Origin of the sequence: Lachnospira hominis (ex Hitch et al. 2025) (assembly GCF_040096395.1) — a bacterium.
Taxonomy (GTDB): domain Bacteria; phylum Bacillota; class Clostridia; order Lachnospirales; family Lachnospiraceae; genus Lachnospira; species Lachnospira hominis.
Genome location: NZ_JBBMES010000011.1, coordinates 1 through 26,292, shown reverse-complemented (window position 1 = coordinate 26,292; position 26,292 = coordinate 1). Strand labels below are relative to the sequence as shown.

General features: G+C 37.7%; 22 protein-coding genes. 4 read left to right on the top strand and 18 right to left on the bottom strand.

All coding sequences use genetic code 11. The features are described from left to right. Positions 1-52: 52 nt before the first annotated feature. The 9 genes from ilvB to WMO38_RS10050 all read right to left on the bottom strand — a co-directional run bounded on the left by ilvB (position 53) and on the right by WMO38_RS10050 (position 9,640). A complete protein-coding gene (ilvB, locus tag WMO38_RS10090) occupies positions 53-1,744 on the bottom strand; it encodes a biosynthetic-type acetolactate synthase large subunit (RefSeq protein WP_349162533.1) in 1,692 nt (563 codons plus the stop codon). 36 nt (positions 1,745-1,780) lie between these two features. Beyond that, positions 1,781-3,451, bottom strand: coding sequence for a dihydroxy-acid dehydratase (ilvD, locus tag WMO38_RS10085; protein ID WP_349162531.1), 1,671 nt, complete (start codon positions 3,449-3,451; stop codon positions 1,781-1,783). A 104-nt stretch (positions 3,452-3,555) separates the two neighbouring features. Then, positions 3,556-4,641 (bottom strand): 3-isopropylmalate dehydrogenase, encoded by a 1,086-nt coding sequence (gene leuB / locus WMO38_RS10080; RefSeq protein ID WP_021866095.1) that lies wholly within the window; start codon positions 4,639-4,641, stop codon positions 3,556-3,558. 133 nt (positions 4,642-4,774) lie between these two features. Continuing rightward, positions 4,775-5,344 carry a cob(I)yrinic acid a,c-diamide adenosyltransferase gene (locus tag WMO38_RS10075; RefSeq protein WP_349162530.1) on the bottom strand — a complete coding sequence of 190 codons (570 nt, stop codon included), beginning with the start codon at positions 5,342-5,344 and terminating at the stop codon, positions 4,775-4,777. A 20-nt stretch (positions 5,345-5,364) separates the two neighbouring features. Continuing rightward, a complete protein-coding gene (locus WMO38_RS10070; RefSeq protein WP_349162529.1) occupies positions 5,365-6,927 on the bottom strand; it encodes a cobyric acid synthase in 1,563 nt (520 codons plus the stop codon). Continuing rightward, positions 6,927-7,922: an adenosylcobinamide-phosphate synthase CbiB gene (gene cbiB, locus WMO38_RS10065; protein ID WP_349162581.1), complete on the bottom strand. Its 996-nt coding sequence runs from the start codon at positions 7,920-7,922 to the stop codon at positions 6,927-6,929. Before cbiB ends, WMO38_RS10070 begins: the two co-directional genes overlap by 1 nt. Continuing rightward, positions 7,879-8,487 carry a histidine phosphatase family protein gene (locus WMO38_RS10060; RefSeq protein WP_349162528.1) on the bottom strand — a complete coding sequence of 203 codons (609 nt, stop codon included), beginning with the start codon at positions 8,485-8,487 and terminating at the stop codon, positions 7,879-7,881. The genes cbiB and WMO38_RS10060 overlap by 44 nt, the downstream gene beginning before the upstream one ends. Next, a complete protein-coding gene (locus WMO38_RS10055) occupies positions 8,484-8,861 on the bottom strand; it encodes a bifunctional adenosylcobinamide kinase/adenosylcobinamide-phosphate guanylyltransferase (protein WP_021866100.1) in 378 nt (125 codons plus the stop codon). The genes WMO38_RS10060 and WMO38_RS10055 overlap by 4 nt, the downstream gene beginning before the upstream one ends. Before the next feature lie 17 nt (positions 8,862-8,878). After that, entirely contained in the window at positions 8,879-9,640 is a 762-nt protein-coding gene (locus WMO38_RS10050) for an adenosylcobinamide-GDP ribazoletransferase (protein ID WP_349162527.1), read from the bottom strand. Positions 9,641-9,858: 218 nt separating this feature from the next. Here WMO38_RS10050 and WMO38_RS10045 point away from each other — a divergent pair, with 218 nt between their 5' ends. Genes WMO38_RS10045 through WMO38_RS10035 form a run of 3 tightly spaced genes read left to right on the top strand, consistent with a single transcriptional unit; the run spans position 9,859 to position 11,671 of the window. Beyond that, positions 9,859-10,179, top strand: coding sequence for a PadR family transcriptional regulator (locus WMO38_RS10045; protein ID WP_021866102.1), 321 nt, complete (start codon positions 9,859-9,861; stop codon positions 10,177-10,179). After that, a complete protein-coding gene (locus WMO38_RS10040; protein WP_349162525.1) occupies positions 10,176-10,793 on the top strand; it encodes a DUF1700 domain-containing protein in 618 nt (205 codons plus the stop codon). Before WMO38_RS10045 ends, WMO38_RS10040 begins: the two co-directional genes overlap by 4 nt. Continuing rightward, positions 10,790-11,671, top strand: coding sequence for a DUF4097 family beta strand repeat-containing protein (locus tag WMO38_RS10035; protein ID WP_349162524.1), 882 nt, complete (start codon positions 10,790-10,792; stop codon positions 11,669-11,671). The genes WMO38_RS10040 and WMO38_RS10035 overlap by 4 nt, the downstream gene beginning before the upstream one ends. A gap of 185 nt (positions 11,672-11,856) precedes the next feature. Here the strand turns inward: WMO38_RS10035 and nifJ are convergent, their stop codons facing one another. From nifJ to WMO38_RS10020, 3 genes are all read right to left on the bottom strand, one after another. Next, positions 11,857-15,381, bottom strand: coding sequence for a pyruvate:ferredoxin (flavodoxin) oxidoreductase (gene nifJ / locus WMO38_RS10030; protein ID WP_349162523.1), 3,525 nt, complete (start codon positions 15,379-15,381; stop codon positions 11,857-11,859). Between the two features lie 175 nt (positions 15,382-15,556). Beyond that, positions 15,557-16,753: an FprA family A-type flavoprotein gene (locus WMO38_RS10025; RefSeq protein ID WP_349162522.1), complete on the bottom strand. Its 1,197-nt coding sequence runs from the start codon at positions 16,751-16,753 to the stop codon at positions 15,557-15,559. A 193-nt stretch (positions 16,754-16,946) separates the two neighbouring features. Then, a complete protein-coding gene (locus tag WMO38_RS10020; protein WP_349162521.1) occupies positions 16,947-18,686 on the bottom strand; it encodes an ammonium transporter in 1,740 nt (579 codons plus the stop codon). Between the two features lie 290 nt (positions 18,687-18,976). Between WMO38_RS10020 and WMO38_RS10015 the strand changes: the two genes are divergently transcribed. Next, positions 18,977-19,738 carry a helix-turn-helix domain-containing protein gene (locus WMO38_RS10015; RefSeq protein ID WP_349162519.1) on the top strand — a complete coding sequence of 254 codons (762 nt, stop codon included), beginning with the start codon at positions 18,977-18,979 and terminating at the stop codon, positions 19,736-19,738. Here WMO38_RS10015 and hemW read toward each other — a convergent pair. From hemW to WMO38_RS09985, 6 genes are all read right to left on the bottom strand, one after another. Continuing rightward, a complete protein-coding gene (gene hemW / locus WMO38_RS10010; RefSeq protein ID WP_349162517.1) occupies positions 19,728-20,894 on the bottom strand; it encodes a radical SAM family heme chaperone HemW in 1,167 nt (388 codons plus the stop codon). The genes WMO38_RS10015 and hemW overlap by 11 nt on opposite strands. Continuing rightward, complete coding sequence (gene lepA, locus WMO38_RS10005) at positions 20,884-22,695, bottom strand: translation elongation factor 4 (RefSeq protein ID WP_186837093.1); 1,812 nt, start codon at positions 22,693-22,695, stop codon at positions 20,884-20,886. The genes hemW and lepA overlap by 11 nt, the downstream gene beginning before the upstream one ends. Before the next feature lie 16 nt (positions 22,696-22,711). After that, positions 22,712-23,527: an N-acetylmuramoyl-L-alanine amidase family protein gene (locus WMO38_RS10000; protein ID WP_349162515.1), complete on the bottom strand. Its 816-nt coding sequence runs from the start codon at positions 23,525-23,527 to the stop codon at positions 22,712-22,714. 139 nt (positions 23,528-23,666) lie between these two features. Continuing rightward, positions 23,667-24,407: an RNA polymerase sporulation sigma factor SigE gene (gene sigE / locus WMO38_RS09995; RefSeq protein WP_021866112.1), complete on the bottom strand. Its 741-nt coding sequence runs from the start codon at positions 24,405-24,407 to the stop codon at positions 23,667-23,669. Then, positions 24,379-25,302 (bottom strand): sigma-E processing peptidase SpoIIGA, encoded by a 924-nt coding sequence (locus tag WMO38_RS09990; protein ID WP_349162514.1) that lies wholly within the window; start codon positions 25,300-25,302, stop codon positions 24,379-24,381. Before WMO38_RS09990 ends, sigE begins: the two co-directional genes overlap by 29 nt. 196 nt (positions 25,303-25,498) lie before the next feature. Next, positions 25,499-26,292 (bottom strand): hypothetical protein (locus WMO38_RS09985; protein WP_349162512.1); only part of this gene is annotated, 794 nt, incomplete at its 5' end.

Sequence of the window (26,292 nt, the reverse complement as noted above, 5' to 3'; positions counted from 1 at the left end):
AATATTCTTTTGTTCTTTTATTTAGTAATCTCTTCTATATACGTAATATTCTTTAGTTATTTTTGTTTTTATTTTCCAAATCCTGTCTATCAAAAGCTTCAGAGATTGCAGCTCCAGGTGAAACCATTGGAAATACCTTGTCTTCCCTGTCAATAAGACAGTCAATTACACACGGTATATTTAATTCTATAGCTTCTTTGAGTGCCGCTTTAAATTCTTCAATTGATGAAACTCTGTAACCTTTCGCACCAAGGCCTTCAGAAACTTTCACAAAATCAACCGTATCATCAAGAACCGTCGAAGAATAACGCTTTCCATAGAATAAATCCTGCCACTGACGAACCATTCCAAGTACATGATTATTAAATATAATCTCAATAACAGGAATATTGTAACGTGTCGCTGTTGCTATTTCATTCATATTCATTCTGAAGCAGCCATCACCTGCAATATTAATTACAACTTTATCCTTACGGCCAACTTTTGCACCTATAGCAGCACCAAGACCGAATCCCATAGTTCCAAGACCACCTGATGTTATAAGTGTTCTTGGATGTTTGTATGTATAATGCTGTGCAGCCCACATCTGGTGCTGTCCTACATCTGTTGCAATAATAGCATTACTATCTGTAATCTCATTGATTGTCTCCATAATATAAGGTCCATTAAGACAATCTTTTCTGTAACGCATAGGATACTTTTCTTTAAGTTCTTTGATATGCTCAATCCATTCATGATGCTCAAGCTGTCCGATCTTCGAATTAACACGTTTTAAGACTTCAAGTGCATCTCCTATTACACATGCATCTGTTTTAATATTTTTATTAATCTCAGCTGCATCAACATCGAAATGAATAATTTTTGCATTGCTTGCAAACTTAGATGCATTACCTGTGACTCTGTCCGAAAATCTTGCACCAATTGCAATAAGGAGGTCACATTCTGAAACACCATAGTTAGATGTCTTTGTACCATGCATGCCAAGCATACCTGTATAGAGTGGATCCGAATTATCAAATGCACCTTTTCCCATAAGTGAATCAGCTACAGGAGCATCTATTTTATGTACAAAGCGTGCAAGTTCTTCCGAAGCACCTGAAAGTACAACACCTCCTCCGACAAATACAAATGGTTTCTTTGCCTGTGCAATCATCTCTGTGACTGTGTCAATATCCTCTTCACGAATTGACTCTGTCTTTCTTTCAATTGGCTTTGGTGTCTCCTTTACATAATCACACTCCGCTGCAGTTGCATCTTTTGTTACATCAATAAGTACGGGACCCGGTCTTCCCTCCTGTGCTATTCTGAATGCCTTGCGGATTGTATCTGCAAGTGTGCTTACATCTTTTACAATAAAATTATGTTTTGTAATAGGCATTGTAACACCCTGGATATCTACCTCCTGAAAACTGTCTTTTCCAAGAAGAGGAACCGTTACATTACATGTAATTGCAACAACAGGAGTTGAATCCATATAAGATGTCGCTATACCTGTTACAAGGTTGGTTGCACCGGGACCTGATGTTGCAAAGCATACACCTACTTTGCCTGTAGCTCTTGCATATCCGTCTGCTGCATGTGCAGCACCCTGCTCATGTGATGTAAGTATATGTGTAATCTCATCAGAGTGTTTATAAAGTGCATCATATACATTTAAAATAGCACCTCCCGGATAACCGAATACTGTATCTACACCCTGTTCTTTTAAACATTCAACAATTATTTCTGAACCATTTAACTTCATTTGGCCGTTCATCCTTTCAATAAAATATTACCCGCTTTATTTATCAGGAGTCTGTAAAATTGCACCTCTGTTACCTGATGTAACCATAGAAGCATATCTTCTGAGATAACCTGTTGTGACTTTAGGTTCTCTTGGCTGCCATTTAGCTTTTCTTGCTGCAAGCTCCTCATCTGAGACCTTGAGTTCAAGCTTCATTTCCGGAATATTAATGCTTATTACATCGCCCTCTTCAACAAGTGCAATAGGACCACCGACTGCTGCTTCCGGAGATACATGTCCGATAGAAGCTCCGCGGCTTGCACCTGAAAATCTTCCGTCTGTGATAAGAGCAACGCTTGAACCAAGCCCCATACCGGCAATCGCTGATGTAGGATTAAGCATTTCTCTCATACCAGGACCACCCTTAGGGCCTTCATATCTGATTACAACAACATCACCTGCTACAATCTTTCCACCCTTAATAGCTGCAATTGCATCTTCTTCGCTGTCAAATACTCTTGCAGGGCCTTCATGTACCATCATCTCTTCTACTACTGCGGAACGCTTAACAACACTTCCGTCAGGAGCAAGATTTCCAGAAAGAACAGCAAGACCGCCTGTCTTACTGTATGGATTATCAACTGTACGGATAACTTCCGGATTAAGATTTACTGCATTTGCAATATTCTCACCGACAGTCTTACCTGTTACAGTCATGCAGTCTGTATGTAACAGTCCAATATCTGCAAGTTCTTTCATAACTGCATATACGCCACCTGCTTCATTTAAGTCTTCCATATATGTAGGACCAGCTGGTGCAAGGTGACAGAGGTTAGGTGTCTTTTCACTTATTTCATTTGCGAACTTAATGTCAAAATCAAAGCCCACTTCATGTGCAATAGCTGGAAGATGAAGCATACTGTTTGTAGAGCATCCAAGTGCCATATCAACTGTAAGAGCATTAAGAATTGCATCTTTTGTCATAATATCTCTTGGACGGATATCTTTTTTAAGCATATCCATAACTGCCATACCTGCATGTTTTGCAAGTCTGATTCTGTCAGAATATACAGCCGGTATTGTACCATTGCCGCGAAGTCCCATACCGAGAGCCTCTGTAAGGCAGTTCATAGAATTTGCTGTATACATGCCTGAACATGAGCCACATGTAGGACATACTTTTTCTTCGTATTCTCTTACCTGTTCTTCTGTCATTGTACCTGCAGCATAAGAGCCTACTGCCTCAAACATTGACGAAAGACTTCTCTTTCTGCCACCTACATGTCCGGCAAGCATTGGACCGCCACTGACAAATACAGTAGGAACATTAATTCTTGCTGCTGCCATAAGAAGTCCAGGTACATTCTTGTCGCAGTTAGGTACCATAACAAGTGCATCAAACTGATGTGCTGTAGCCATACATTCTGTAGAATCTGCAATAAGGTCTCTTGTAACAAGAGAATATTTCATTCCTACATGTCCCATTGCAATACCGTCACATACTGCGATTGCTGGAAATACAACAGGAACACCGCCGGCTTCAGCAACGCCAAGCTTAACAGCATTAACAATCTTATCAAGATTCATATGTCCCGGAACAATCTCATTATATGAACTTACAATACCAACTAATGGCTTATCCATCTCTTCTTTTGTAAAGCCAAGTGCATTAAACAGCGAACGGTGTGGTGCCTGCTGCATGCCTTTTTTTACGTTATCACTTTTCATAAAAATTAATCTCCTTATCTCATTCTGTTTTTATTTAATTCCGGTTTAAACTCCGGCAGGATTATCATTTTTTTCATTAAACTATGAAATATCAAAAAACTTATTTACGCAAGATGATTAGCAATAAGGTCGCCCATCTGTGTAGTTGTACACTGTGTCATTCCTTCCGACATAATATCAACTGTTCTGTAATTTTCTTTTAAAACCTGTGCAACAGCTGCCTCAATAGCATCTGCTTCCTTGTCAAGATCAAGTGAGTATCTTAACATCATTGCAGCTGAAAGAATTGTGGCAATAGGATTAGCAATATTCTTTCCTGCAATATCAGGTGCTGAGCCATGGCTAGGCTCATAAAGGCCAAGTTTTGTCTTTCCAAGGCTGGCACTTGAAAGCATTCCGATAGAACCTGTTATCATGCTTGCTTCGTCTGATAAGATATCGCCAAACATATTTTCAGTAAGAATTACATCAAACTGGCCAGGATTCATTACAAGCTGCATTGCACAGTTATCAACAAGCATATTAGTAACTTCAACTTCCGGATAATCCTTTGACACTTCAGCAACAACTTTTCTCCATAATCTTGAAGAATCAAGTACATTTGCTTTATCAACACTGACAAGTTTCTTTCTTCTTTTCATTGCAATCTCAAAACCTTTAATTGCAATTCTTCTGATTTCTTCTTCATTATATGTAAGAGTATCAACTGCTGTCATCACACCGTTTACTGATTCTGTGTGACGCTCTCCGAAATAGAGACCTCCTGTAAGTTCTCTCATTATAACCATATCAAATCCGTCACCGATTATCTCATCCTTTAAAGGACATGCATCCTTTAATTCACTATATAAATAAGCCGGACGTATGTTTGCAAAAAGTTCAAGATCTTTTCTTATCTTCAAAAGACCTGCCTCCGGTCTTAAATTAGGTGCAACATCATACCACTTTGAATTACCGACATTGCCGCCGACAGCACCAAGCAAAACAGCATCTGATGCTTTTGCTGTATTAACTGCTTCTTCTGTGAGAGGCACACCATAAGCATCTATAGAACATCCACCCATAAGGATTTCAGTATAATCAAATTCATGACCATATTTTTTACCTACAGCATCAAGTACCTTTCTTGCCTCTCTTACTATCTCCGGACCAATTCCATCTCCAGGAATCAATGTTATCTTATAACCCATATCATTTATACCCAGCTTTCTATATATTCTTAGTTTTTAACTTTCATATTATAATAACGTATTTATTATATTTTTACAAGTTATTTTAATGTATGCTTTCGCATAAGTTAATGAAGTATTTTTCATTAACATTTTAATATTCTATGCCTTCCCTCGCTGAAATTCCCAAATCAAATGGATGCTTTATCTTTTTCATTTCCGTAATATAATCCGCATGCCTTATTAGTGATTCATCCGGATTTCTTCCAGTAATCACAATCTCAACACCTTCATGGTTTTCCAGAAGATAACCTGTTTTTGCCCTGTCAACCTGATTATATTCATAAGCAGATGCAAGTTCATCAAGGACAACAACGCTCACATCATGTTTTTTGTATACATGTTCAAAAATAGTATCCAATATACTGTCATGTTCTTTTTTCTGCATATTTCTATCAGATTCACTCATTCTGCTGTAAAATCCATAGTCTTTTGAAGCCCTTAAAACCATTACGTCCGGTACCTGTGCAAATGCATCGACCTCCCCGCTTGCTCTCCCTTTCATAAACTGTGCAAATATGACCTTTAGCCCGCATCCTGCGGCTCTGAGTGCAAGACCGGCTGCTGCTGTAGTCTTTCCTTTGCCGTCCCCTGTATAAATATGTACAAGCCCTGTTTCTTTTTTCATCTGGATTTTATCTGTCATATCATTATCTTTAATCATGCTTATATTCCTCCCTCCATTTACAATCCGATTATTTTATAAACCATTTCAATATCCATATTTGTGCGAATCATATCTGCAAGCTTATCATACTCTTTTTCTTTTCTTTTTTTGACACTTATGACATTATCTGCTTCATATGTAATTCCTTTTCTTTCACAAAGTAATTTAAGCAGCTTTAAAAGGAACTCCTCATTATCAAAAATCCCATGAATATATGTACCACATACATTTCCATTCACACAGCCATCCTCTTTTTCGTCTGATAAAACAGAAAACGGCCTGCCGGTACTCACAATTCCATAAAATCCGTCATCCTCTGACGAATCAAGAATTGTGCTCTCACCCATATGAATTTCATATCCTGATACTTTAATTCCATTTAGATTTTCCCATATACCTGCAGCATCCCACATCATCCCGTGTTCTGACGCACATATAACCGCCTGTGTTCTGGTCTGGTGTTTCTTTGATGAAAATTCTGTAACAACGGGAAGAAGTCCGATTCCTCTTATATTCCCGCCTGCCTCAGTACCATCTTCATCACTTATATACATTCCAAGCATCTGAAAACCGCCGCATACACCCATAACCGGTATATCTGTCGATGCCGCTTTTAAAATGCAGTTTTCCAGCCCGCTCTGTCTTAACCACTTAATATCACCTATTGTATTTTTAGTCCCGGGAATAATAACGAAATCCGGGTTTCCAAAACGTAACACGTCATTTACATACCTGACATGCACACCATTCGATGATTCAAGTGCGTTAAAATCTGTAAAATTAGATATATGCGGAAGTTTTATAACCGCAATATCAACAAGCACTTCCTCTGTGCTATCATAGCTTTCACCATTATCAAGCCTCTCTGAAAGACTGTCCTCATCATCTATATCAAGATACATATATGGAATTACTCCCGCAACTGGAATTCTGCATATATCTGTAAGCTGTACAAGTCCCGGTTCCAATATCTTTTTGTCACCTCTGAACTTATTAATAACAAGACCTTTAATACGCCTTTTCTCTTCTTCTTCAAGAAGCATGATCGTTCCGACAAGCTGTGCAAACACACCGCCACGGTCTATATCACCAACAAGCAGCACCGGTGCATCAACAAGTTTTGCCATGCCCATATTAACAATGTCGTTTTTTTTCAGATTTATCTCGGCAGGACTGCCCGCACCTTCGATTACAACTACATCATAAGCTTTATCAAGTTTCTCATATGCATTCATAATATCAGGAATAAGTTTTGTCTTATACTTAAAATACTCTGAAGCCGGCATATTTTTTAACGGAATTCCATTTACAATCACCTGCGAGCCTACATCGCTTGTAGGTTTTAAAAGAATCGGATTCATGCTGACAGCTGGCTCTGTTCCGGCTGCTTCTGCCTGCATAACCTGTGCACGTCCCATCTCAAACCCATCTTTTGTTATATATGAATTGAGTGCCATATTCTGTGATTTAAACGGAGCCACTCTGTAGCCATCCTGTTTAAGAACTCTTAAAATCCCGGCTGTCACAATGCTTTTCCCCGCATTGGACATTGTCCCCTGTATCATAAGATTTTTTGCCATCAGACACACATCCTTCCCAAAAATATAATAATTCTTACAGCTGCAGCCATGATAATACATAAAAATGTTGTGACATACAAAAGAATATTTACTCTTTTTATATCTTCAATCTCTACCGGACGGCTGTCATCACCGATATACGGCTTTTTCACAAGTTTCCCAAAATAATAATTATCACCGGCAAGCCTTACCCCCAATGCACCGGCACAGACTGATTCCGTATGTGCCGAATTCGGGCTTGAATGATTATGTTTGTCACGCCTGTAAATTCTTAATGCATCTTTCATGTTGTATTTTTTATCTTTTGAAAATATCTGCACAACCCCCGTAGCTGCAATCATAATCCATGATGCAAGCCGTGCCGGAATAAAATTGACAACATCATCTGCTTTTGCCGCAAATCTTCCAAAATACATATATTTGTCATTTTTATATCCAATCATTGAATCCATTGTATTAACCGCTTTGTACATAAATCCACCTGCTGCTCCGAAAAATACAATGTAAAACAATGGTGCTGCAATTCCGTCAGATGTATTTTCCGCAACTGTCTCAACCGCAGCCTTTGTTATTCCTGTCTCATCAAGTTTTTCTGTATCTCTTCCTACAATCATCGATACTGCATATCTGGCTTTTTCAATATTATTTTCTTTTAGTCTGTAATACACTTTCATGCTTTCATCTTTTAATGATTTTGCTGCAATAAGCTGATAACACATAACCGACTCAGCAATAAGCCCTGCTGTCACATTTATACGATAAAAAATATAAAGACCAGCCGCTGTCACTCCACCTGTTGCCAGCATCACAAGTACCCAGAGAAGCATACCTTTATAATATTTTTTCCGGTTGCTGTCTGTGTCCTTATAAAGCATTTTATCAAGTTTTCCGATAAGCCATCCTATCAGCCTTACCGGATGATAAATACAGTGCGGATCTCCTATAATCAGGTCAAGAATCCAGCCCGCAATAACCGGAATAATGTAATAAATTATTTTCATCAAACTTACACTCCAATATATATCCACTGCCATTTATGCAGGAATAATCATAATAATCTCCGCCAAAGGCATTGCTCATAACTGACATTATTGTCCCCCCATGCACAACAAACGCAACAGTTTCAATTTTCTTATCTTCACAATTCATCCTGTATACAAAATCCATACACTTATAAAAACCTTCAACACTCCGCTTCCTGAAATCATAAGGATTCTCACCACCCGGAAATGTATTGCTTCCTCCACTGTCAATCCATTGCTGATATAAAGGCTCGTCCGACAGCTCCATATAATTTTTTCCCTCAAAAATTCCAAAATCACATTCTTTTAGAAGTTCTTCTTTTAAAATATCCTTTTCCGGATAAATGATTTTTGCCGTCTGGACACATCTTTTCATCGTACTTGAAAACACAATGTCTGCCATTGGATACTTTCTACTTTTTATATTTTCATTTAATATTTGCTGCCCTTTGGGACAAAGATTTTCATCTGTGATTCCAATATATCTTCTGCTGACATTTCCCTCGGTCATTCCATGTCTGATTAATACTATTTTCATTTTATTCTCATCCCTACACCGCAGGTAATCCTCTCCATTTCATCAGATTTTTGTGCAAGCCTGCATAATACTCTTCCTACAAGTTCCCTGTAATCACGCATATTTTTATCAATCGGGACAATTCCACTCCCAACTTCATCACATATAATGCAGACTGATGGATTAACTTCATATATCCATTCCGCAAAATCGTCCATGCCATCGCCATTCTGAACGCATCTGTAAACATACTCATGAAAATGATTAATTATGTCTGCATTTTTCATATCTTCCTTTGTACATCTGTCTCCCTGCACAATTGTCGGTTTATTTTGAAATTTACCCGAAACATAGTCACATTTTCCTTGCCATGCCCCGCCTACATATAATTTCATAAGCAAAAATCTCCCTTCTAAACAAATACAAGCACTATCATGCAGCACAATTCACTCATGCACAAAAACCAGCCCGCAAGGTCTCCTGTCACACCGCCAAATATTTTATATGACCATATCCTGTAATAAACAAGCACTGCAGCCTGCACAATAAGGCACAATGCAGCTGCAAAAGCATTAACATAAGTCATAATTGCAATACATATAATATAATTTAAAAGTATCATTATATTCACAACATTTCCGGACACAGACCGTACAACACTGTTAAGCATTCCGCCATTTCTTGCACTTTTAAAATTAACTGCTGCAAATGCACTTGATATTCTTGAAAGATAAAAAACACACCCCATAATAATATATATATCCGTATTTTTATTTTCAAAAATATATGAAAATGCACCCGCTGCTGCAAGTACATATGTAGCAAGCATAATAACAGCAAATGCTCCAATATGGGAATCTTTAAGAATCTCTAATTTTTTCTCACGGTTTCCATATGAATGGACAGCATCCATCGTATCCATATATCCATCAATATGAATTCCACCAGTTATAAGCAGCAAAAAAACACCAGAAACACACATCGATGTAATCGTTCCAATGCAAAACTTTCTTGCAAAAATAAGCCAGCCTGAAAAAAGTGCACCAATAACCACTCCGACAAGCGGGAAAAACCCAAACGTATATTTCATATCCTTTTCTTCAAGCCGCACATGTGGCACCGGAATTCTTGAATACATTGAAAATGCTAATATTAACGACTTTATTACTGACATATAGTCTCCTGTTCTTTGATCACAAATTTTTACTTTATATTTAATGATTCCAAAAATATTATCACAATAAATTAATTTTACAGTACAAATACGATTTCTTCAACTGTGTTGTAAAAATAATATTGACATATTAAACCATATATTATAATATAATCTCAACAATACTATATAATATATAATATTGTTGAAATTTTTATATGAAAGGAGTTTTGATATTTATGGTATTTCAGATTGGTTCTGCACTACTTGATGCCTGTGTTTTATCAGCTTTGGAAGAAGAACCACTGTACGGATATGCACTCACGCAGAAAGTAAAATCTGTTGTCGATATCTCAGAATCCACACTGTACCCGGTTCTTAGAAGACTAACTAAAGACGGGCTTCTTTCAACCTACGACCAGCCATTCAACGGACGCAACCGACGGTATTATGTGCTGACTGATTACGGAAAATCGCAGCTTATTTTTTTGCGTAACGAATGGATTTCCTATAAAGAAAGACTCGATGGAATTCTTATAAACAAGGAGGATTTGGGATGAACAAGGAAGAATATCTTACCAGACTGCAATATTGCATATCGCAGCTTCCACCTGTCGAAGCACAGAATACAATGCAATATTACAGGGAATATTTTGATGATGCAGGAGAAGAAAACTTTGCATCTGTTATGGCAGAGCTGGGAACACCCGAACAGCTGGCAGCCAAGATATGCAGCAGCTATGGAATTAATTATCAGCAGCCTGTCAATGAAAATAACACATCAAAAGCTGTCATTATAGCAATTATTGCTGTGCTTACATGCCCGATATGGTTCACAGCCGGGATTGTTATATTATCACTTGTTTTTTCGCTTTTCATGGTTATTTTGAGCCTTATATTTGCTGCAGGAGTTGTAGGAATATGCCTTATATTTGCAGGTCTGCTTGTTTTTGCAGCTGGCTTTCCTACGCTTTTTACACATGCTCCAACCGGGACAATGCTTATCGGAGCCGGACTCGTATTGTGTGCTATGGGAATTTTATTTTCTTTGCTTCTTATATGGATGATACTCGGAACAAAGGATCTTATTTCATTTATAATCAAAAAAATCAAACAATTTATTAAAAAAAGGAAAACACGTAAAGCTTATTCCGGAAAGGCAGGTATCCAATGAAAAAATTCACAAAAATCGCATGTATAACAGCAGGCATAATGTTTGCTATAGGTGCCATCCTTGCCATATCCGGGATTCTTGCCGGTGCCAAAAGCGGCATATTTATCGACTGGACATCTCACGGAATCAGAATTGTGCCGCAAAAAGATACCTATACTTATGAAGCATATGATATAACAGATATCAATGCAATAGATATCAATGTTTCAAACGCAGCTATCAAATTTGTGCCTTCAGAAAACGATAAATGGGGCATTGTTGCAACATATAATTATTATAAAAATGCACCTGAAATAAATACATCAAATGGTAAAATCTCAGTAACGCAGGCATCTCATTCAGGCTGGGAAATGGTCGGCATCATTAATCTGTTATTCAAACCACTTGATAATTCAATAACTATTTATGTGCCTGCCGGTTCCCCACTTATCAGTTCAATTAAAATAAATACTGATAACAGTGCCATAAAGTCAGACTGTGCATTAAACACTGAAATTTTAAATATCGAAACAAGTAACGGTGCTATTAAATTTAATAATCTTTCCGTTTCAAAGCAGACTCAGATAAAGACTTCAAATGGTCTTATCAGTCTTAATGGAAATTTCAGCGGAGATTCAAATCTAAAAACATCCAATGGAAAAATTGAAGTTGCCGGTCTTATAAAGGACTCATTCACAGCAAAAACTTCTAATGGTTCTGTTGACATAGATGTAAACCGTCCTGAATCAGAGTATTCAATATACGGAAAAACGAGCAACGGTTCTGTCAAAGTAAACGGTGAGAGCCATTCAACCGATTACTCATCTTATTCATCAACTTCAAACACTATCAATGCCCAGACAAGCAATGGTGCCATAAACCTTGACTTTGCACGATAAAACTATCTATACGTGGCAGGCATACGATTATCATGCGGATGCAGACTCAATTTTGTTGCCTGCATAAATATAAGTTCCTTTGCATTCTATAAATGGAATATTAAATTTATTCTATTCTAAAAGAACCCCATTGGCTTACGCCTATGGGGTTCTTAAAATTTAACAACTCTTCAATTGTTTATAAATTAGTCTTCTGCTCTCTTAACAAGTGCTTCATACTTAGCCTTTGCATTTGCTTCGGCTTCACCAAAGAGCTTAGCTGCTCTTTCTGGATTCTGCTTCTTCAAGTTGATGTAACGGCTCTCACCCATGATGAATTCCTGATATTCCTTAGTAGGTGCCTTGCTATCAAGAGTAAATGGATTCTTTCCTTCAAGTGCTTTTCTAGGATCGAATCTGAACAGATGCCAGTAACCTGACTGTACTGCAAGTTTCTCTTCTTCCATAGCTTTAGACATACCCTTACGGATACCATGGTTGATACATGGAGCATAACCAATTACAAGTGATGGACCATTGTAGCTTTCAGCTTCCTGAATAGCCTTTACACACTGGTTCATATCAGCACCCATAGCAACCTGTGCTACATAGATGTATCCATAGCTCATAGCAATTGCTGCAAGGTCTTTCTTCTTAACATCCTTACCTGCTGCTGCGAACTGAGCGATTGCACCAAGGTTAGTAGACTTAGAAGCCTGTCCGCCTGTGTTAGAATAAACTTCTGTATCGAAGACGAATACATTGACATCCTTATTTGCTGCAAGAACATGATCAAGTCCGCCGTAACCGATATCATAAGCCCATCCGTCACCACCGAATATCCACTGTGACTTCTTTGAAAGGAATTCTTTTTCTTTAAGAATTTCCTGAGCCTTATCGCATCCACAAGCTTCAAGTGCTGCAACGAGTTTATCTGTAGCCTTTGCATTAGCTTCGCCATCTTCATATGTAGCATAGTACTCATCGATAGCTGCCTTAACATCAGCATTATCTGTTGAAGCAAGGATTTCATCGAGCTTATTCTTTAATGCTGCTCTGTTAGCATCCTGAGCAAGTTTCATACCAAAACCAAACTCAGCATTATCTTCAAATAATGAGTTGCCCCAAGCAGGTCCCTTACCAGCCTTATTTACTGTATATGGAGTTGATGGAGATGAACCGGCCCAGATTGATGAACAACCTGTTGCATTGGCAATAAGCATTCTGTCACCACAAATCTGTGTAATGAGCTTAGCATAAGGTGTCTCACCACATCCTGCACAAGCACCTGAGAACTCAAGTAATGGCTGAACGAACTGTGAACCCTTAACTGTACCCTTCTTGAACTTCTCAAGAACTTCTGGCTTGTCTGAAACAGTAAGTCCATATTCAAAGAACTTCTGCTCATCCATCTGAGTTTCAAGTGAAGCCATCTTTAATACATCATTTCTGTTATTACCAGGACAAACATTTGTACATGAACCACAACCTGTACAGTCAAGTACAGATACAGTCATTGTAAAGTAGTATCCAGGCATACCAGTCATAGGTGTAACCTTCATGCCTGCAGGTGCATTGTTCTTTTCTTCCTCATTCATTACAACTGGTCTGATTACTGCATGAGGACATACATATGCACACTGGTTACACTGAAGACATCCTTCTGAATTCCAACATGGAACATCTACTGCAACACCACGCTTTTCATAAGCTGCTGTTCCCTGTGGAAATGTACCATCAATAACATTCTTAAATGTAGAAACCGGAAGTTTATCACCCTGGCAGGCATTGATTGGCTTCTGAATGTTATTTACGAAATCAAGAACTTCAGGTTTACCTGAAACTGCCTGTTCGCCAAGAACCTCGTCCTTGCAGTCTTTCCATTCTGCCGGAACTGGTACTTCAACAACTTCATTGGCACCTCTTTCAATTGCCTGATAGTTCATCTGAACAATATCATCACCCTTCTTAGCATATGAAGCAAGAGCTTTCTCTTTCATATACTGGATAGCTTCATCCTCAGGAATGATATTGGCAAGTTTGAAGAATGCTGACTGAAGTACAGTATTGATACGTCCGCCAAGACCAATTTCCTTACCAAGCTTAATACCATCAATGATATAGAACTTAACATTATGTTCAGCCATATATCTCTTAGCCTGTCCAGGAATATGATTTCCGACTTCTTCCGGAGACCATTCACAGTTAAGAAGGAATGTACCGCCATCCTTAACATCCTGAACCATGTCATATTTATTCATGTATGCAGGACAGTGACATGCAACAAAATCAGCCTTATCAATAAGGTATGTAGACTTAATAGGAGTCTTACCAAAACGAAGGTGAGATGTTGTAACACCACCTGACTTCTTTGAATCATAATCAAAATATGCCTGAGCATACATAGGAGTATGATCACCGATAATCTTAATAGAGTTCTTGTTAGCACCTACAGTACCATCAGCACCAAGACCCCAGAACTTACATGAAGTTGTTCCGGCAGGAGCTGTGTTAGCTGTCTCTGTACGAGGAAGTGATGTATTAGTAACATCATCTACGATACCAACAGTAAATCCAGCCTTATCCTCATTTGCAAAAATAGCAAAGATATCAGCAGGAGTTGTATTCTTAGAACCAAGACCATAACGACCATTAAGGACTTTAACGCTCTCGAATTCTGTTCCCTTTAATGCAGCAACCACATCAAGGTAAAGTGGCTCACCGATTGAACCAGGCTCCTTTGTTCTGTCAATTACGCTGATTGTCTTAACTGACTTAGGCATAACTGCAAGGAGATGCTTAGCTGAAAATGGTCTGTAAAGACGTACTTTAATAGCACCGACTTTTTCGCCCTTAGCAAGCATATAATCAATTGTCTCATCGATAGTTTCGCATACAGAACCCATAGCAATGATAACTTTTTCTGCATCTGGAGCACCAACATAGTTAAATGGCTTATAATCTGTGCCAATCTTAGCATTAACCATGTTCATGTACTTTTCAACCAAATCAGGTATTGCATCGTAATATGGATTACAAGCTTCTCTTACCTGGAAGAAAATATCTGGGTTCTGAGCTGAACCATGAAGAACAGGATGCTCTGGATTAAGTGCTCTCTTCTTAAATGCAGCAACTGCATCCATATCGCACATTTCCTTTAAGTCTTCATAATCCCATACTTCAACTTTCTGAATTTCATGAGATGTACGGAAGCCATCAAAGAAATGAAGGAATGGTACACGGCCTTCAATTGCAGCAAGATGAGCAACTGCTCCTAAGTCCATAACTTCCTGTACACTGTTGCTACATAACATAGCAAAACCAGTCTGACGACAGGCATAAATATCCTGATGATCACCGAAAATTGATAATGCGTGTGATGCTAATGCTCTTGCAGAAACATCAATAACACCAGGTAATAACTCGCCGGCAACCTTATACATGTTAGGAATCATAAGAAGAAGACCCTGTGATGCTGTATAAGTTGTTGTAAGTGCACCTGCAGCAAGTGAACCGTGGAAAGCACCTGAAGCACCGCCCTCTGATTCAAGTTCTACAAGTTTAACTGTGTTGCCAAAAATGTTTTTTCTTCCCTGTGTGGCCCACTGATCTGTATAATCAGCCATAGGTGAAGAAGGTGTAATAGGATAGATTGTAGCTACTTCTGTAAACGCATAAGATACGTGTGCAGCAGCTGTATTACCATCCATGGTTTTCATTTTTCTTGCCATAAATTTATACCTCACTTCGTATAAAGAATTTGGTGGAGTGCATACCACTCCGATATTTATTATTTTAGTATCAATTAACTAAAAAGTAAAGGCATTATTCCAAATTATCAATTAAAATACATAATTCAGTAATAATGCCTTGTTAAAATATTAGCAATTTATATAAAATTTAAAATTAATTCAGCAGCCATTTTGCCAAATCTGATAATTCAGACTCATTTTTTGCATTCAACCTTGTCTTAATTGTTACTTTTATCTCACAAACATTCATATTTTTAAATGATGCAAGTGCATCAGTCATAAGTTTGCCTGCAACCGGTCCCCATGAACCATTTTCGATTACGGCTGCCTTTCTGTTCTGATAATTTTTCATTTTAAGATGATAAATGAAATCTTCCATGCAAGGCATCAGACCGCCGTCATAAGTAACTCCTGCCAGTACAAGTTTATCAAACCTGAAGCTGTCTGCAACTGCTTTTGCACAATCATCTCTTGATAAATCGTATACAACAACCGGTTCATCAGATAATTTTTTCAAATCATCTCCAAGTTTTAATGCTGCTTTTCGTGTATTACCATGAAGTGTCGAATAAGCTATCACAGTGCCTTTTTCTTCAGGCTGGTATGATGACCATTTCATATATTTATCAATATAAAAATCAAAATCCTTATCAATCACAGGTCCGTGAAGAGGTGCTATCACACTTATATCAAGTGCAGATGCTTTCTTTAAAAGACCCTGGACTGAAGGACCATACTTTCCAACAATATTAATAAAATATCTTCTTGCTTCATCTGCCCAGCTCTGTGGCATATTTTCAAGTTCTGATGTTTTAAGCCTGTCTCCCAATGCACCAAATGTTCCGAAACCATCTGCAGAAAAAAGCACTTTTTCTGTACTTTCATATTCCACCATAACTTCAGGCCAGTGAACCATTGGAGCCATCACAAATGTAAGAACATGCTTTCCAAGTGCAAGTGTTGTTCCTTCTGCCGCAACAAATCTTTTATCTTCCGGTACATCAATATCAATAAACTGCGGAAGCATTGCAAATGTTTTTGCATTCGCAACAACAATTGTATCCGGGTATTTTTTTAAGAAACGCTCAATATTTCCTGAATGGTCAGGTTCAAGATGTGACACTACAAGATAATCCGGTGCCTTTCCCTCAAATGCTTCTTCAAGATTATCAAACCACTGGTCTGTTGCTCTTTCATCCACTGTATCCATAACAGCAATTTTACTGTCTTTAATGACATATGAGTTATAAGTAACACCATTGCTTACAGGATACTGATTTTCAAATAAATCTATTGTTCTATCATCTGCTCCAACATATAAAATACTGTCGGAAATACGTTTTAATGCCATATTAGATTAAACCTCCTTATTTTTTATTTATTCTATCATACATTTTTATAATAGTTCAAGAACGTAATGTATTTACAGGCATAATTTCCTATCATACATAACCAAAGACCGGCCACAGATAAACTGCAGCCGGTCTTTGTGTATTATGTGTTATATATTCTATATTGCCGGAGTAACGCAATATAGCAGCTAATTAATCGTCCGCACCCTGTAATGCATCATATCCTGATTCACCGGTACGTACCTTGACAACATCTTCGACATCATATACAAATATCTTGCCATCACCAATATGTCCTGTATAAAGTGCCTGTCTGGCTGCATTAATAACATCCATCGTAGGAACTTTTGATATAACCATCTCAACCTGAATCTTAGGGAGAAGCTGCATTTCAACAGGAACACCACGATAATATTCAGGTGCACCTTTCTGTGTACCACATCCAAGAACCTGTGTAACTGTCATACCTGTTACACCGATTTCGTTCATTGCTTTCTTTAACTTCTCGAATCTTTCCTGCTTCATAAGTATCTCAACTTTTGTAATCTTCTTTCCGTCAGGAACATCAAGAGATTTAACTACTGCCGGAACTGAATCTTCCATCTTCTCAGAACCAATTACATCATAATCGCTGTCAGATGTAAGCTCAGATGTAGAAATTTCAAAACCTGCATATGCACTAGCAAGACCATGCTCAGCCTGGTCAAGACCGGCAATTTCAATTTCAGGTGCAACCCTTAAACCAACTGTGTGCTTTAATATTGTAAATGTAATAGTCATCATTACACCAACCCATGCAAGAACGCAGATAATACCAAGTGCCTGAATTCCAAGCTGTGTGAATCCACCGCCATAGAAAAGACCTTTTCCTACACCATTCTGGCCTGTTGAGAAAAGTCCTACACAAAGTGTACCTAAAAAACCATTAACACCATGAACACCTACAGCACCTACCGGGTCATCAACTTTTAATACTTTATCAATAAATTCAATACCAACAACAACTGCTATACCAGCAATGATACCTTCAATTGCTGCACCATACATATCGATACAGTCTGTACTTGCTGTTACCATAACAAGTCCTGCAAGTGTGCCATTAAGTGACATAGAAACATCAGGTTTCTTATATTTAATCCATGTAAACATCATAGCAACGATTGTAGCAACTGCTGCACAAAGGTTTGTTGTTGAGAAGACCGAACCTGCAAGAGCCCCCATTGTAATCTCTCCTACACCGCCTGCTGCAACTGTAGTTCCTTCCATTGCAACTGTCGAACCACCATTAAAACCAAACCAGCAGAACCAGAGAATAAATACACCAAGTGCTGCCATTGTAAGGTTATGACCCGGAATAGCTCTTGGCTTTCCGTTCTTATCATATTTACCGATACGAGGTCCGAGAACAATCGCACCGACAAGTGCTGCACATCCGCCTACCATATGTACTGCACATGAACCGGCAAAATCATGGAAGCCCATATCAGCTAACCAGCCGCCGCCCCATATCCAGTGACCTGATACAGGATAAACAATAAGTGAAATTATTGCACTGTAAATGCAGTAAGCCCTAAAATCTGTTCTCTCAGCCATAGCACCTGAAACAATAGTTGCTGCTGTTGCACAGAATACTGTCTGGAAAATAAAGAATGCGTAAAAAGGAACGCCGTCAGGAGTTACTGCTGAATAATCTCCTCTTGTAAATAAATCGATTCCCCCAACCAGTGAACCTGTACCAAACATAATACCAAATCCGATAAACCAGTAGATTGGTGTTCCTATACAAAAGTCCATAAGGTTCTTCATAATAATGTTACCTGCATTTTTTGCTCTTGTAAGACCTGATTCCAATATTGCGAAACCAGCCTGCATAAAAAATACTAACGCAGCCGCTATAAGCACCCACGCGGTATTAACCGGTGAAAATTCCATAATTTTTTCCTCCCTTAAATTCATATTCTTATTCTGCCTTTAAAGAGTGGATCCTGTTCTCCCGCGAGGCTTATCAAACGAAAAGAAAAAAGGCGTGTAACCACATCTGATTGGTTACACGCCTTTGTGTATCGCTTCGTTTAATTTAACTTTATTATACATATGTAATTTTTTATTTATTGAAAAAATCGGACATGTTTATTGACTTTTTTTATTTTTTGTTTATTATTATTTAATAAAGCATAGTAAATACCTCTTTTAACAAGGAATTATAAAGGATTATAAAGCACATGACATTCACGCAAAACAGGCTTATCCAGCCATTTATTGAGTTAAATTTTGGCAGCTGTGAAATACCTGAACAGCTTTGCCCTTCATACATGAAAATTTATGATGACATAAACTTTTCAACAAGCCAAGAAAATCATACATATATAAAAATAATACCATCATCATATACTGTTTTCATAATTTTATACAACAAAAAAGGCAACTATAATCTTTCAATCATAGACAGATGCCGGAACATAACCGAAATACCTGCTGATACAGTTGAAGATATCAGCGGATGTTTTATATCTGTTATGGATGATAATGCTTTTTATATACCATCTTATAATGATTCACAGCCTGACGATTTCGTGCAGAAACTTCTGACAACCGGAAATTATGATAAACGGGTTGAACATTTTAACTCTTTTCTTAGAAACAGTTTCCAGATTACACATTGTCCTGTTGAAATTGAAAATATGCGTTCAATGATAATCCATTCAAAAGGCGACATTTCAGTCTCACTGCTTGCAGAACAGACAGGATTTTCATGCCGCCATATCAACAGAATATTTACATCTTATTACGGATTCGGACCGAAAGATTATTGCAGATATGTACGTTTTCAATACGCACTTGATGAAATCTTTAAAAATCCTTTCCGCCAGAATTCTGAATTTATACAGAACAGTTCTTATTCAGACCAGGCACATTTCCAGCGTGAATTCAAACAATTTACAGGAATTACACCGAAGCAGTTTATTAACAGTTTTACAGCATAAAATCAGCCATAACAGTATTACTTATGTCAATTCCATGCGGTGTAAGGCAATACCATGATTCACCGCTGTCATCCCTGTACTTGCAAAGAAGATTATTTTTAATATTTTCTTCCAAAGGTTCTGCATATACATCATTAATATTTTTATTGAACAATTTAAGAAATCTCCGGCTGCTCACACCTTTCATCATACGCAGCCCCAGAAACATAAACTCTTCCATGCAGTCATTTGCTGTAAGAATTTCAATATCCTCATACAAATCCGACTTTCCCGCATTTCCGATATATTTATTCATATCTGAAATATTTTTCATGCGGACATTTTCAAAAAGCGATGATGCACCAAGCCCGAATCCAAGATAATCTTTTCTTTCCCAGTATCCGACATTGTGCCTGCATTCAAATCCTTTTTTTGAATAATTCGATATCTCATATCTGTCAAATCCAGCTTTTTTAAGAATTCTGTCAGTTTCATAGTACATTTCCCGTTCATCGTCCTCCGACGGAAGCGGGAGAAAACTTTCTGGATGCTCATAAACCGGCGTCCCCTCCTCAACAATAAGGCTGTATGCCGATATATGTTCAGGTTTATATTCAATAATTTTATTAAGGCCGTTCACATAATCCGTAACGCTCTGTCCCGGAAGTGCCGACATTACATCAATGTTAATATTTTTAAAGCCTGCATTTCTTGCCGCAGAAAATCCCTCTTCAAATTCTTTAAATGTATGAATTCTTCCTATCTGTTTTAAGAGGTCATCCTGAACCGACTGCAGTCCGATACTGCATCTGTTAAATCCGCTTTCAGCATAAACACGCATTTTTTCGTCATCTATAGTCCCCGGATTACACTCTATTGAAATTTCGGGATTTTCGTCAAATGCAAATTCACTTTTTAATGTTTTAAGTATCCCCGCAATAAGCTGTGGACTTACATAAGACGGTGTTCCGCCTCCAAAAAATACTGTATCTACAATATAATCATCAAACCTTGCACCATACTTTGAAACGCAATATTTTATATCAGATTCAAGTGATGACATATACTTTTCCTGCACTTCTTTTGTCGCCGGGAATGATAAAAAATCACAATATGCACATTTTTTAACACAAAAGGGGATATGTATATATATCCCCAGTCTCTGCCTATTCTTCATCTAATTTTAATACGCTCATGAACGCCTTCTGAGGAATCTCAACATTTCCTATCTGACGCATACGCTTCTTTCCTTCCTTCTGTTTTTCAAGAAGTTTCTTTTTACGCGAAATATCACCGCCATAACATTTTGCAAGAACATCTTTTCTTAATGCCTTTACTGTCTCTCTGGCAATTACCCTGCTTCCGATTGCTGCCTGAATAGGAATCTCAAACTGCTGTCTGGGAATCTCTCCTTTGAGTTTTTCACACATCTTACGGCCACGTTCCTCGGCACTTCCCGCAAATACAATAAATGAAAGTGCATCGACTTCTTCTTTGTTAATAAGAATATCAAGTTTGCAAAGATTAGATTTTTCATAACCTTTCATCTCATAATCAAATGAAGCATATCCTCTCGAACGTGATTTTAAAGCATCAAAGAAATCATAAATTATCTCATTAAGCGGAAGGTCATATTTTAACAACGCTCTTGTCTGTTCAATATATTCCATTCCGTTATACACGCCTCGTCTTTCCTGACAAAGCTTCATGATAGAACCGACAAATTCAGTAGTAACCATAATCTCTGCACTTACCATAGGTTCTTCCATATAGTCAATCTCTGACGGGTCAGGCATGTTTGACGGATTTGTAAGGTCAATAACTTCACCATTAGTCTTATGAACTTTGTAAATAACGCCCGGTGCCGTTGTTACAAGGTCAAGATTGTATTCTCTTTCAAGTCTCTCCTGAATAATTTCAAGATGAAGAAGTCCTAAGAACCCACATCTGAAACCGAATCCAAGAGCTATTGATGTCTCAGGTTCAAACTGAAGCGATGCATCATTTAACTGTAATTTTTCAAGTGCATCTCTCAAATCCTGATACTTTGCACCATCAGCCGGATAAAGTCCACAATAAACCATAGGATTAACTTTCTTGTAACCTGGAAGTGGTTCACTGCATGGTCTTTCATCATCTGTTATAGTATCACCAACGCGTGTATCAGATACATTTTTAATGCTTGCTGTTATATATCCAACCATTCCGGCTGAAAGTTCATCACAAGGTATAAACTGTCCTGCACCGAAATATCCAACTTCAACGACTTCCTCTACAGCACCTGTTGCCATCATTCTTATCTTTGTACCTTTTTTAACAGTACCCTCTTTTATACGGCAGAATACAATAACGCCTTTGTAAGCATCATAAATCGAGTCAAATATAAGTGCTGCAAGCGGAGCTTTCGCATCACCTTTTGGTGCCGGAATTTTCTTTACAATCTGTTCAAGAACGGCTTCAATGTTGATACCATTCTTTGCTGAAATCTGTGGTGCATCCTGTGCTTCAATTCCTATAACATCCTCAATTTCATCAATTACACGCTGTGGTTCTGCACTCGGAAGGTCAATTTTATTAATAACAGGAAATACATCAAGGTCATGGTCAAGTGCAAGATATACATTTGCAAGCGTCTGTGCTTCTATTCCCTGTGCGGCATCTACAACGAGTATAGCACCGTCACACGCTGCCAGTGCTCTTGAAACTTCATAATTAAAATCAACATGACCCGGAGTATCAATAAGATTAAAAATATACTCCTGTCCATCCTCTGCTTTATATACAGTTCTTACAGTCTGGGCCTTGATTGTAATTCCTCTTTCTCTTTCAAGATCCATATTATCAAGCACCTGTTCCTGCATTTCCCTGCTTGTAAGGAGACCTGTTTTTTCAATTATTCTGTCAGCAAGTGTTGATTTGCCATGATCAATATGTGCTATTATACAAAAATTTCTGATATTTTCCTGATTCAAAGTTATCCTCCATTCTTACATGCTAGTGTGCTTTTCCGTTAAGATATTCCACTATACCGTCTGCTATTGCCGTTGCCGTAGTATCAAGCTTATCTGTCACAAGCTTTACATCTGTGCTGTCAGTTATAAAACCAAGCTGGAGTACCATGCTTGCACATGAGCTATGTGAATTAATATAATAATTTTCCTTATTGTCAGCGATAGTTCCGTACTTGACGCCTCTGTCATTAAATCCTGCCTCTGACTTTAACTGTTTTAATATATCCTCTGCAAGTTTTTGCGAATCTGCCGGTTTTTTAGTATGCACCCAGCACTCTGCCCCTTTTGCAGTAACTGTCTTATCAGCTGAATTCATGTGGATTGAAACCATCGCAGATGCTTTGGAATCGTTACATGTTTTTACACGCTGTTCATTAGTAACATCTTTATCAGAAGTTCTTGTCATAACGACATTAACTCCGCTCTCCTCAAGATATTCCTTCACTTTTAATGCTACTGACAATGTTATTGCCTTTTCTGTATAATTACCGGACGCTCCTCCCGTACTGCTTCCGCCATGAGCTGCATCAATACAGACTGTCGGATTTCCCTGAACCTGCGTCCTGTTGGAATTCTTTTTTGTATCAGTCTCAGCTTTTGTTACCTTTTCAGACTCTGTCTGCTTAACTGTATTTTTTTCAGCATTTACACTTGCAGTCTTTGATGAACTTCCGTTATAATCATTATATATAATAAATCCAAATATCACGATTGTCAGTAATGTAACTGCACCGATAATCTTGTCCCATCTTTTGGGTGGATTCTCTTTCTTATTTCTATTAAGCGTCTTTTTACCCATTTTATATCCATTCCTGCGTCATTTACGCATACACTTTTTATTTTCTCTAAGTAACGCCAAATTGTCAAGCTTTTTTGCAATAAAAATGAACAGAAAAAATGCACAACCCTGATAACGGTCATGCATTTTCTTCTTATTTTTACGAATTTTTTATCATTTCTTTTTTCAGACGCTTTATAATCTTTTTTTCAAGCCTCGAAATATATGACTGAGATATGCCAAGCATATCTGCCACTTCTTTCTGGGTCTTTTCCATTCCATCCGAAGCACTTAATCCATATCTTAAATCTACTATCATACGTTCCCTGTCTGAAAGTTTTTCTATCGCTTTACTAAGAATTTTTCTCTCAGCCTCATCTTCCAAATCTTTATATATAATATCTTCATCTGTTCCAAGAATATCCGACAGCAAAAGCTCATTCCCATCCCAGTCAACATTGAGAGGTTCATCAATTGAAACTTCTGCCTTTGTCTTATTATTTCTTCTAAGATACATCAATATTTCATTTTCTATACATCTTGAAGCATATGTTGCAAGCTTAATATTTTTTTCCGGATTATATGAATTAATCGCCTTTATAAGACCAATCGTACCTATCGAAATTAAATCCTCTACTCCCACTCCCGTATTGTCAAATTTTTTTGCTATGTATACAACAAGTCTAAGATTATGCTCAATCAGCTGTGACTTTGCACCTTTTTCGTCCTGAGTGCCAAGTTTTGAAATTGCGTCCGCCTCCTCATCTGCTGCCAGAGGTGCCGGCAGGACATCCGTACCACCTATATAATGCACATCCGACTGTTTTAACAGACAAAAATTTCTGAAATTTGGCACAACCTTAAATTGAAATCTATCTTCTACCGCAACTTTTAAAACCATAACAACCTCCAAATTTTAATTCCTTTATACAATTTTCTGCCTGCACAGCTCCTATATTTACAAGTACATTAAATTCATTATCCGATGATAATTTTACTGTGCTAAGCCCAATCAATGCATTTTTTTGTGCATAGATTTTTTTCTTCGTGTATATGTACATGCTGTCCACTGTAATAACCTCTAACATTCCGCTCTCACATCCCAGCGAATTGTAGGGAATCATATGGTATTTCACTTTTGTATTAAGCTCTATATCATCTAGAATTAACTGTCTGATACTGTCACCACCAAAATTCAGCGACTCCAAATCCACTATTGATACACTCTTTTTGAAATATGGGTCTTTTAGTACATTTCCCGTATCTATATATCCCTTTAAATCAAAACATTTGTCATTAAATATTATTTTAACAAGACATTCACTTTCACCATATACAATACGCACCATTATCTGTTTTATAATCATCCCCACAATTACAACCGATAACGCTGTAAACATAAGCAGCTCTGTGTCACTAAGAAGATTCATGCGAATCCAGTAACCGGCATATGTATAGTAATAAATCATGTATATACTTCCTGCCATGCAGAATGTCACTCCAAAAAGAATTGCAGTACCTCTTATTAATTCTTTAAAATTACATTTTCCGGCACATATTCTAATCATTAATGCACTGATTAAAATATATGTACATATATTAACCGCTCCTTTGATATTTTCCGGTACAATCAACGCAATTACAGACCATAATGCCCCAAAAGTGGCAGATAATAATATCTGTAAATATGTAGCAGCAAATTTACAGATTTTTTTTGTTATACAAAGCACTATAAAATCCATAATAAAATTGATTACGAAAAATTCATCAAGATAAATTACTTTCCTTTTTATCACCTCCTGACAGGAAATATTATAGGACTGTATACATGCATAATTTGTCAAATCTGGTAGTATATTACTAAACTTTAAATTACGTGTTTCGACAATTTATCTCATTATGCAAAGCAAGGGGGCTGCACCTTAACGACTTTCAATCGTTAAAGTGCAGCCCCGGCCTTAAACATATATTAAAATTATTAGGAATAGCTGATTAAAACTGTCTTCTCTTCCTTGTCATTAAAACATATGCTGCTCCCATAGCACAGATTATCATAGCAAATGATGCTGCCATAATATCTTTTCCAAATGAATCACCTGTTTCAGGTGCTGCATTTGTATTCTGGCTGTCATCAGGAGTAACTGTCTCTGATGATGAAGGTTTGTCTACATTGTTATCTGTATTTTCATTATCAGGTTTAGTAATTTCTAATGATTTTGTCTTATCTTCATAAACAACAGCATATACAGAAAATCTATCTGTTGCGAATGTAAGTGTTGATGAAGCCTCGTCGAATGTACTGTCTATAACTTCAGCTTTTTCACCATGAATTCTTACAACACTGTATGTTCTTTCCTTTGAAGAATCAGTATTTTTAAGTTCATCTGCAATCTTAACACTGAATGTTGCAGGTGTGCTTAATTCAGACACTGCTGCCTTGTAGTCATCACCGATTTTCTTTGTCATCTTAATGTCAAGATAAAGTCCTGTGATACCGTTTTCGGCATATTTCTTTACTTCAGAATCAATAAGTTCTTTTTGTTTTTTGGTTACTGTGTCTTTTGCATTCTTTATCTCAGCAGATATGTGTAAATCTTTTCCTGATTCAATAAGTGCTTTTTCTTCCTCTGTAACTTTAACTGCATCTGATGAAACCTTTACAACAGCCTTGTCAACACCTTCTGTTTTTTCAATCACATCATCAACAACCGTAGAACCCGGATTTTCCGGCTTAGGGTCTGGCGTCGGTGTTGGGTCTGGTGTCGGGTCTGGTGTCGGGTCTGGTG

Excerpts from the sequence above, each read along its gene's own strand:
- sigE (WP_021866112.1), bottom strand. The coding sequence starts at position 24,407 with ATGGTTTTAAAAGTTGCGGTAGAAGATAGATTTCAATTTAAGGTTGTG.
- nifJ (WP_349162523.1), bottom strand. The coding sequence starts at position 15,381 with ATGGCAAGAAAAATGAAAACCATGGATGGTAATACAGCTGCTGCACAC.
- WMO38_RS10050 (WP_349162527.1), bottom strand. The coding sequence starts at position 9,640 with ATGTCAGTAATAAAGTCGTTAATATTAGCATTTTCAATGTATTCAAGA.
- WMO38_RS10045 (WP_021866102.1), top strand. The coding sequence starts at position 9,859 with ATGGTATTTCAGATTGGTTCTGCACTACTTGATGCCTGTGTTTTATCA.
- WMO38_RS10060 (WP_349162528.1), bottom strand. The coding sequence starts at position 8,487 with ATGAAAATAGTATTAATCAGACATGGAATGACCGAGGGAAATGTCAGC.
- WMO38_RS10040 (WP_349162525.1), top strand. The coding sequence starts at position 10,176 with ATGAACAAGGAAGAATATCTTACCAGACTGCAATATTGCATATCGCAG.
- hemW (WP_349162517.1), bottom strand. The coding sequence starts at position 20,894 with ATGAAGAATAGGCAGAGACTGGGGATATATATACATATCCCCTTTTGT.
- WMO38_RS10015 (WP_349162519.1), top strand. The coding sequence starts at position 18,977 with ATGACATTCACGCAAAACAGGCTTATCCAGCCATTTATTGAGTTAAAT.
- WMO38_RS10055 (WP_021866100.1), bottom strand. The coding sequence starts at position 8,861 with ATGAAATTATATGTAGGCGGGGCATGGCAAGGAAAATGTGACTATGTT.
- ilvB (WP_349162533.1), bottom strand. The coding sequence starts at position 1,744 with ATGAAGTTAAATGGTTCAGAAATAATTGTTGAATGTTTAAAAGAACAG.
- WMO38_RS10070 (WP_349162529.1), bottom strand. The coding sequence starts at position 6,927 with ATGGCAAAAAATCTTATGATACAGGGGACAATGTCCAATGCGGGGAAA.
- WMO38_RS10075 (WP_349162530.1), bottom strand. The coding sequence starts at position 5,344 with ATGATTAAAGATAATGATATGACAGATAAAATCCAGATGAAAAAAGAA.
- ilvD (WP_349162531.1), bottom strand. The coding sequence starts at position 3,451 with ATGAAAAGTGATAACGTAAAAAAAGGCATGCAGCAGGCACCACACCGT.
- WMO38_RS10020 (WP_349162521.1), bottom strand. The coding sequence starts at position 18,686 with ATGGAATTTTCACCGGTTAATACCGCGTGGGTGCTTATAGCGGCTGCG.
- WMO38_RS10000 (WP_349162515.1), bottom strand. The coding sequence starts at position 23,527 with ATGGGTAAAAAGACGCTTAATAGAAATAAGAAAGAGAATCCACCCAAA.
- WMO38_RS10035 (WP_349162524.1), top strand. The coding sequence starts at position 10,790 with ATGAAAAAATTCACAAAAATCGCATGTATAACAGCAGGCATAATGTTT.
- WMO38_RS10025 (WP_349162522.1), bottom strand. The coding sequence starts at position 16,753 with ATGGCATTAAAACGTATTTCCGACAGTATTTTATATGTTGGAGCAGAT.
- leuB (WP_021866095.1), bottom strand. The coding sequence starts at position 4,641 with ATGGGTTATAAGATAACATTGATTCCTGGAGATGGAATTGGTCCGGAG.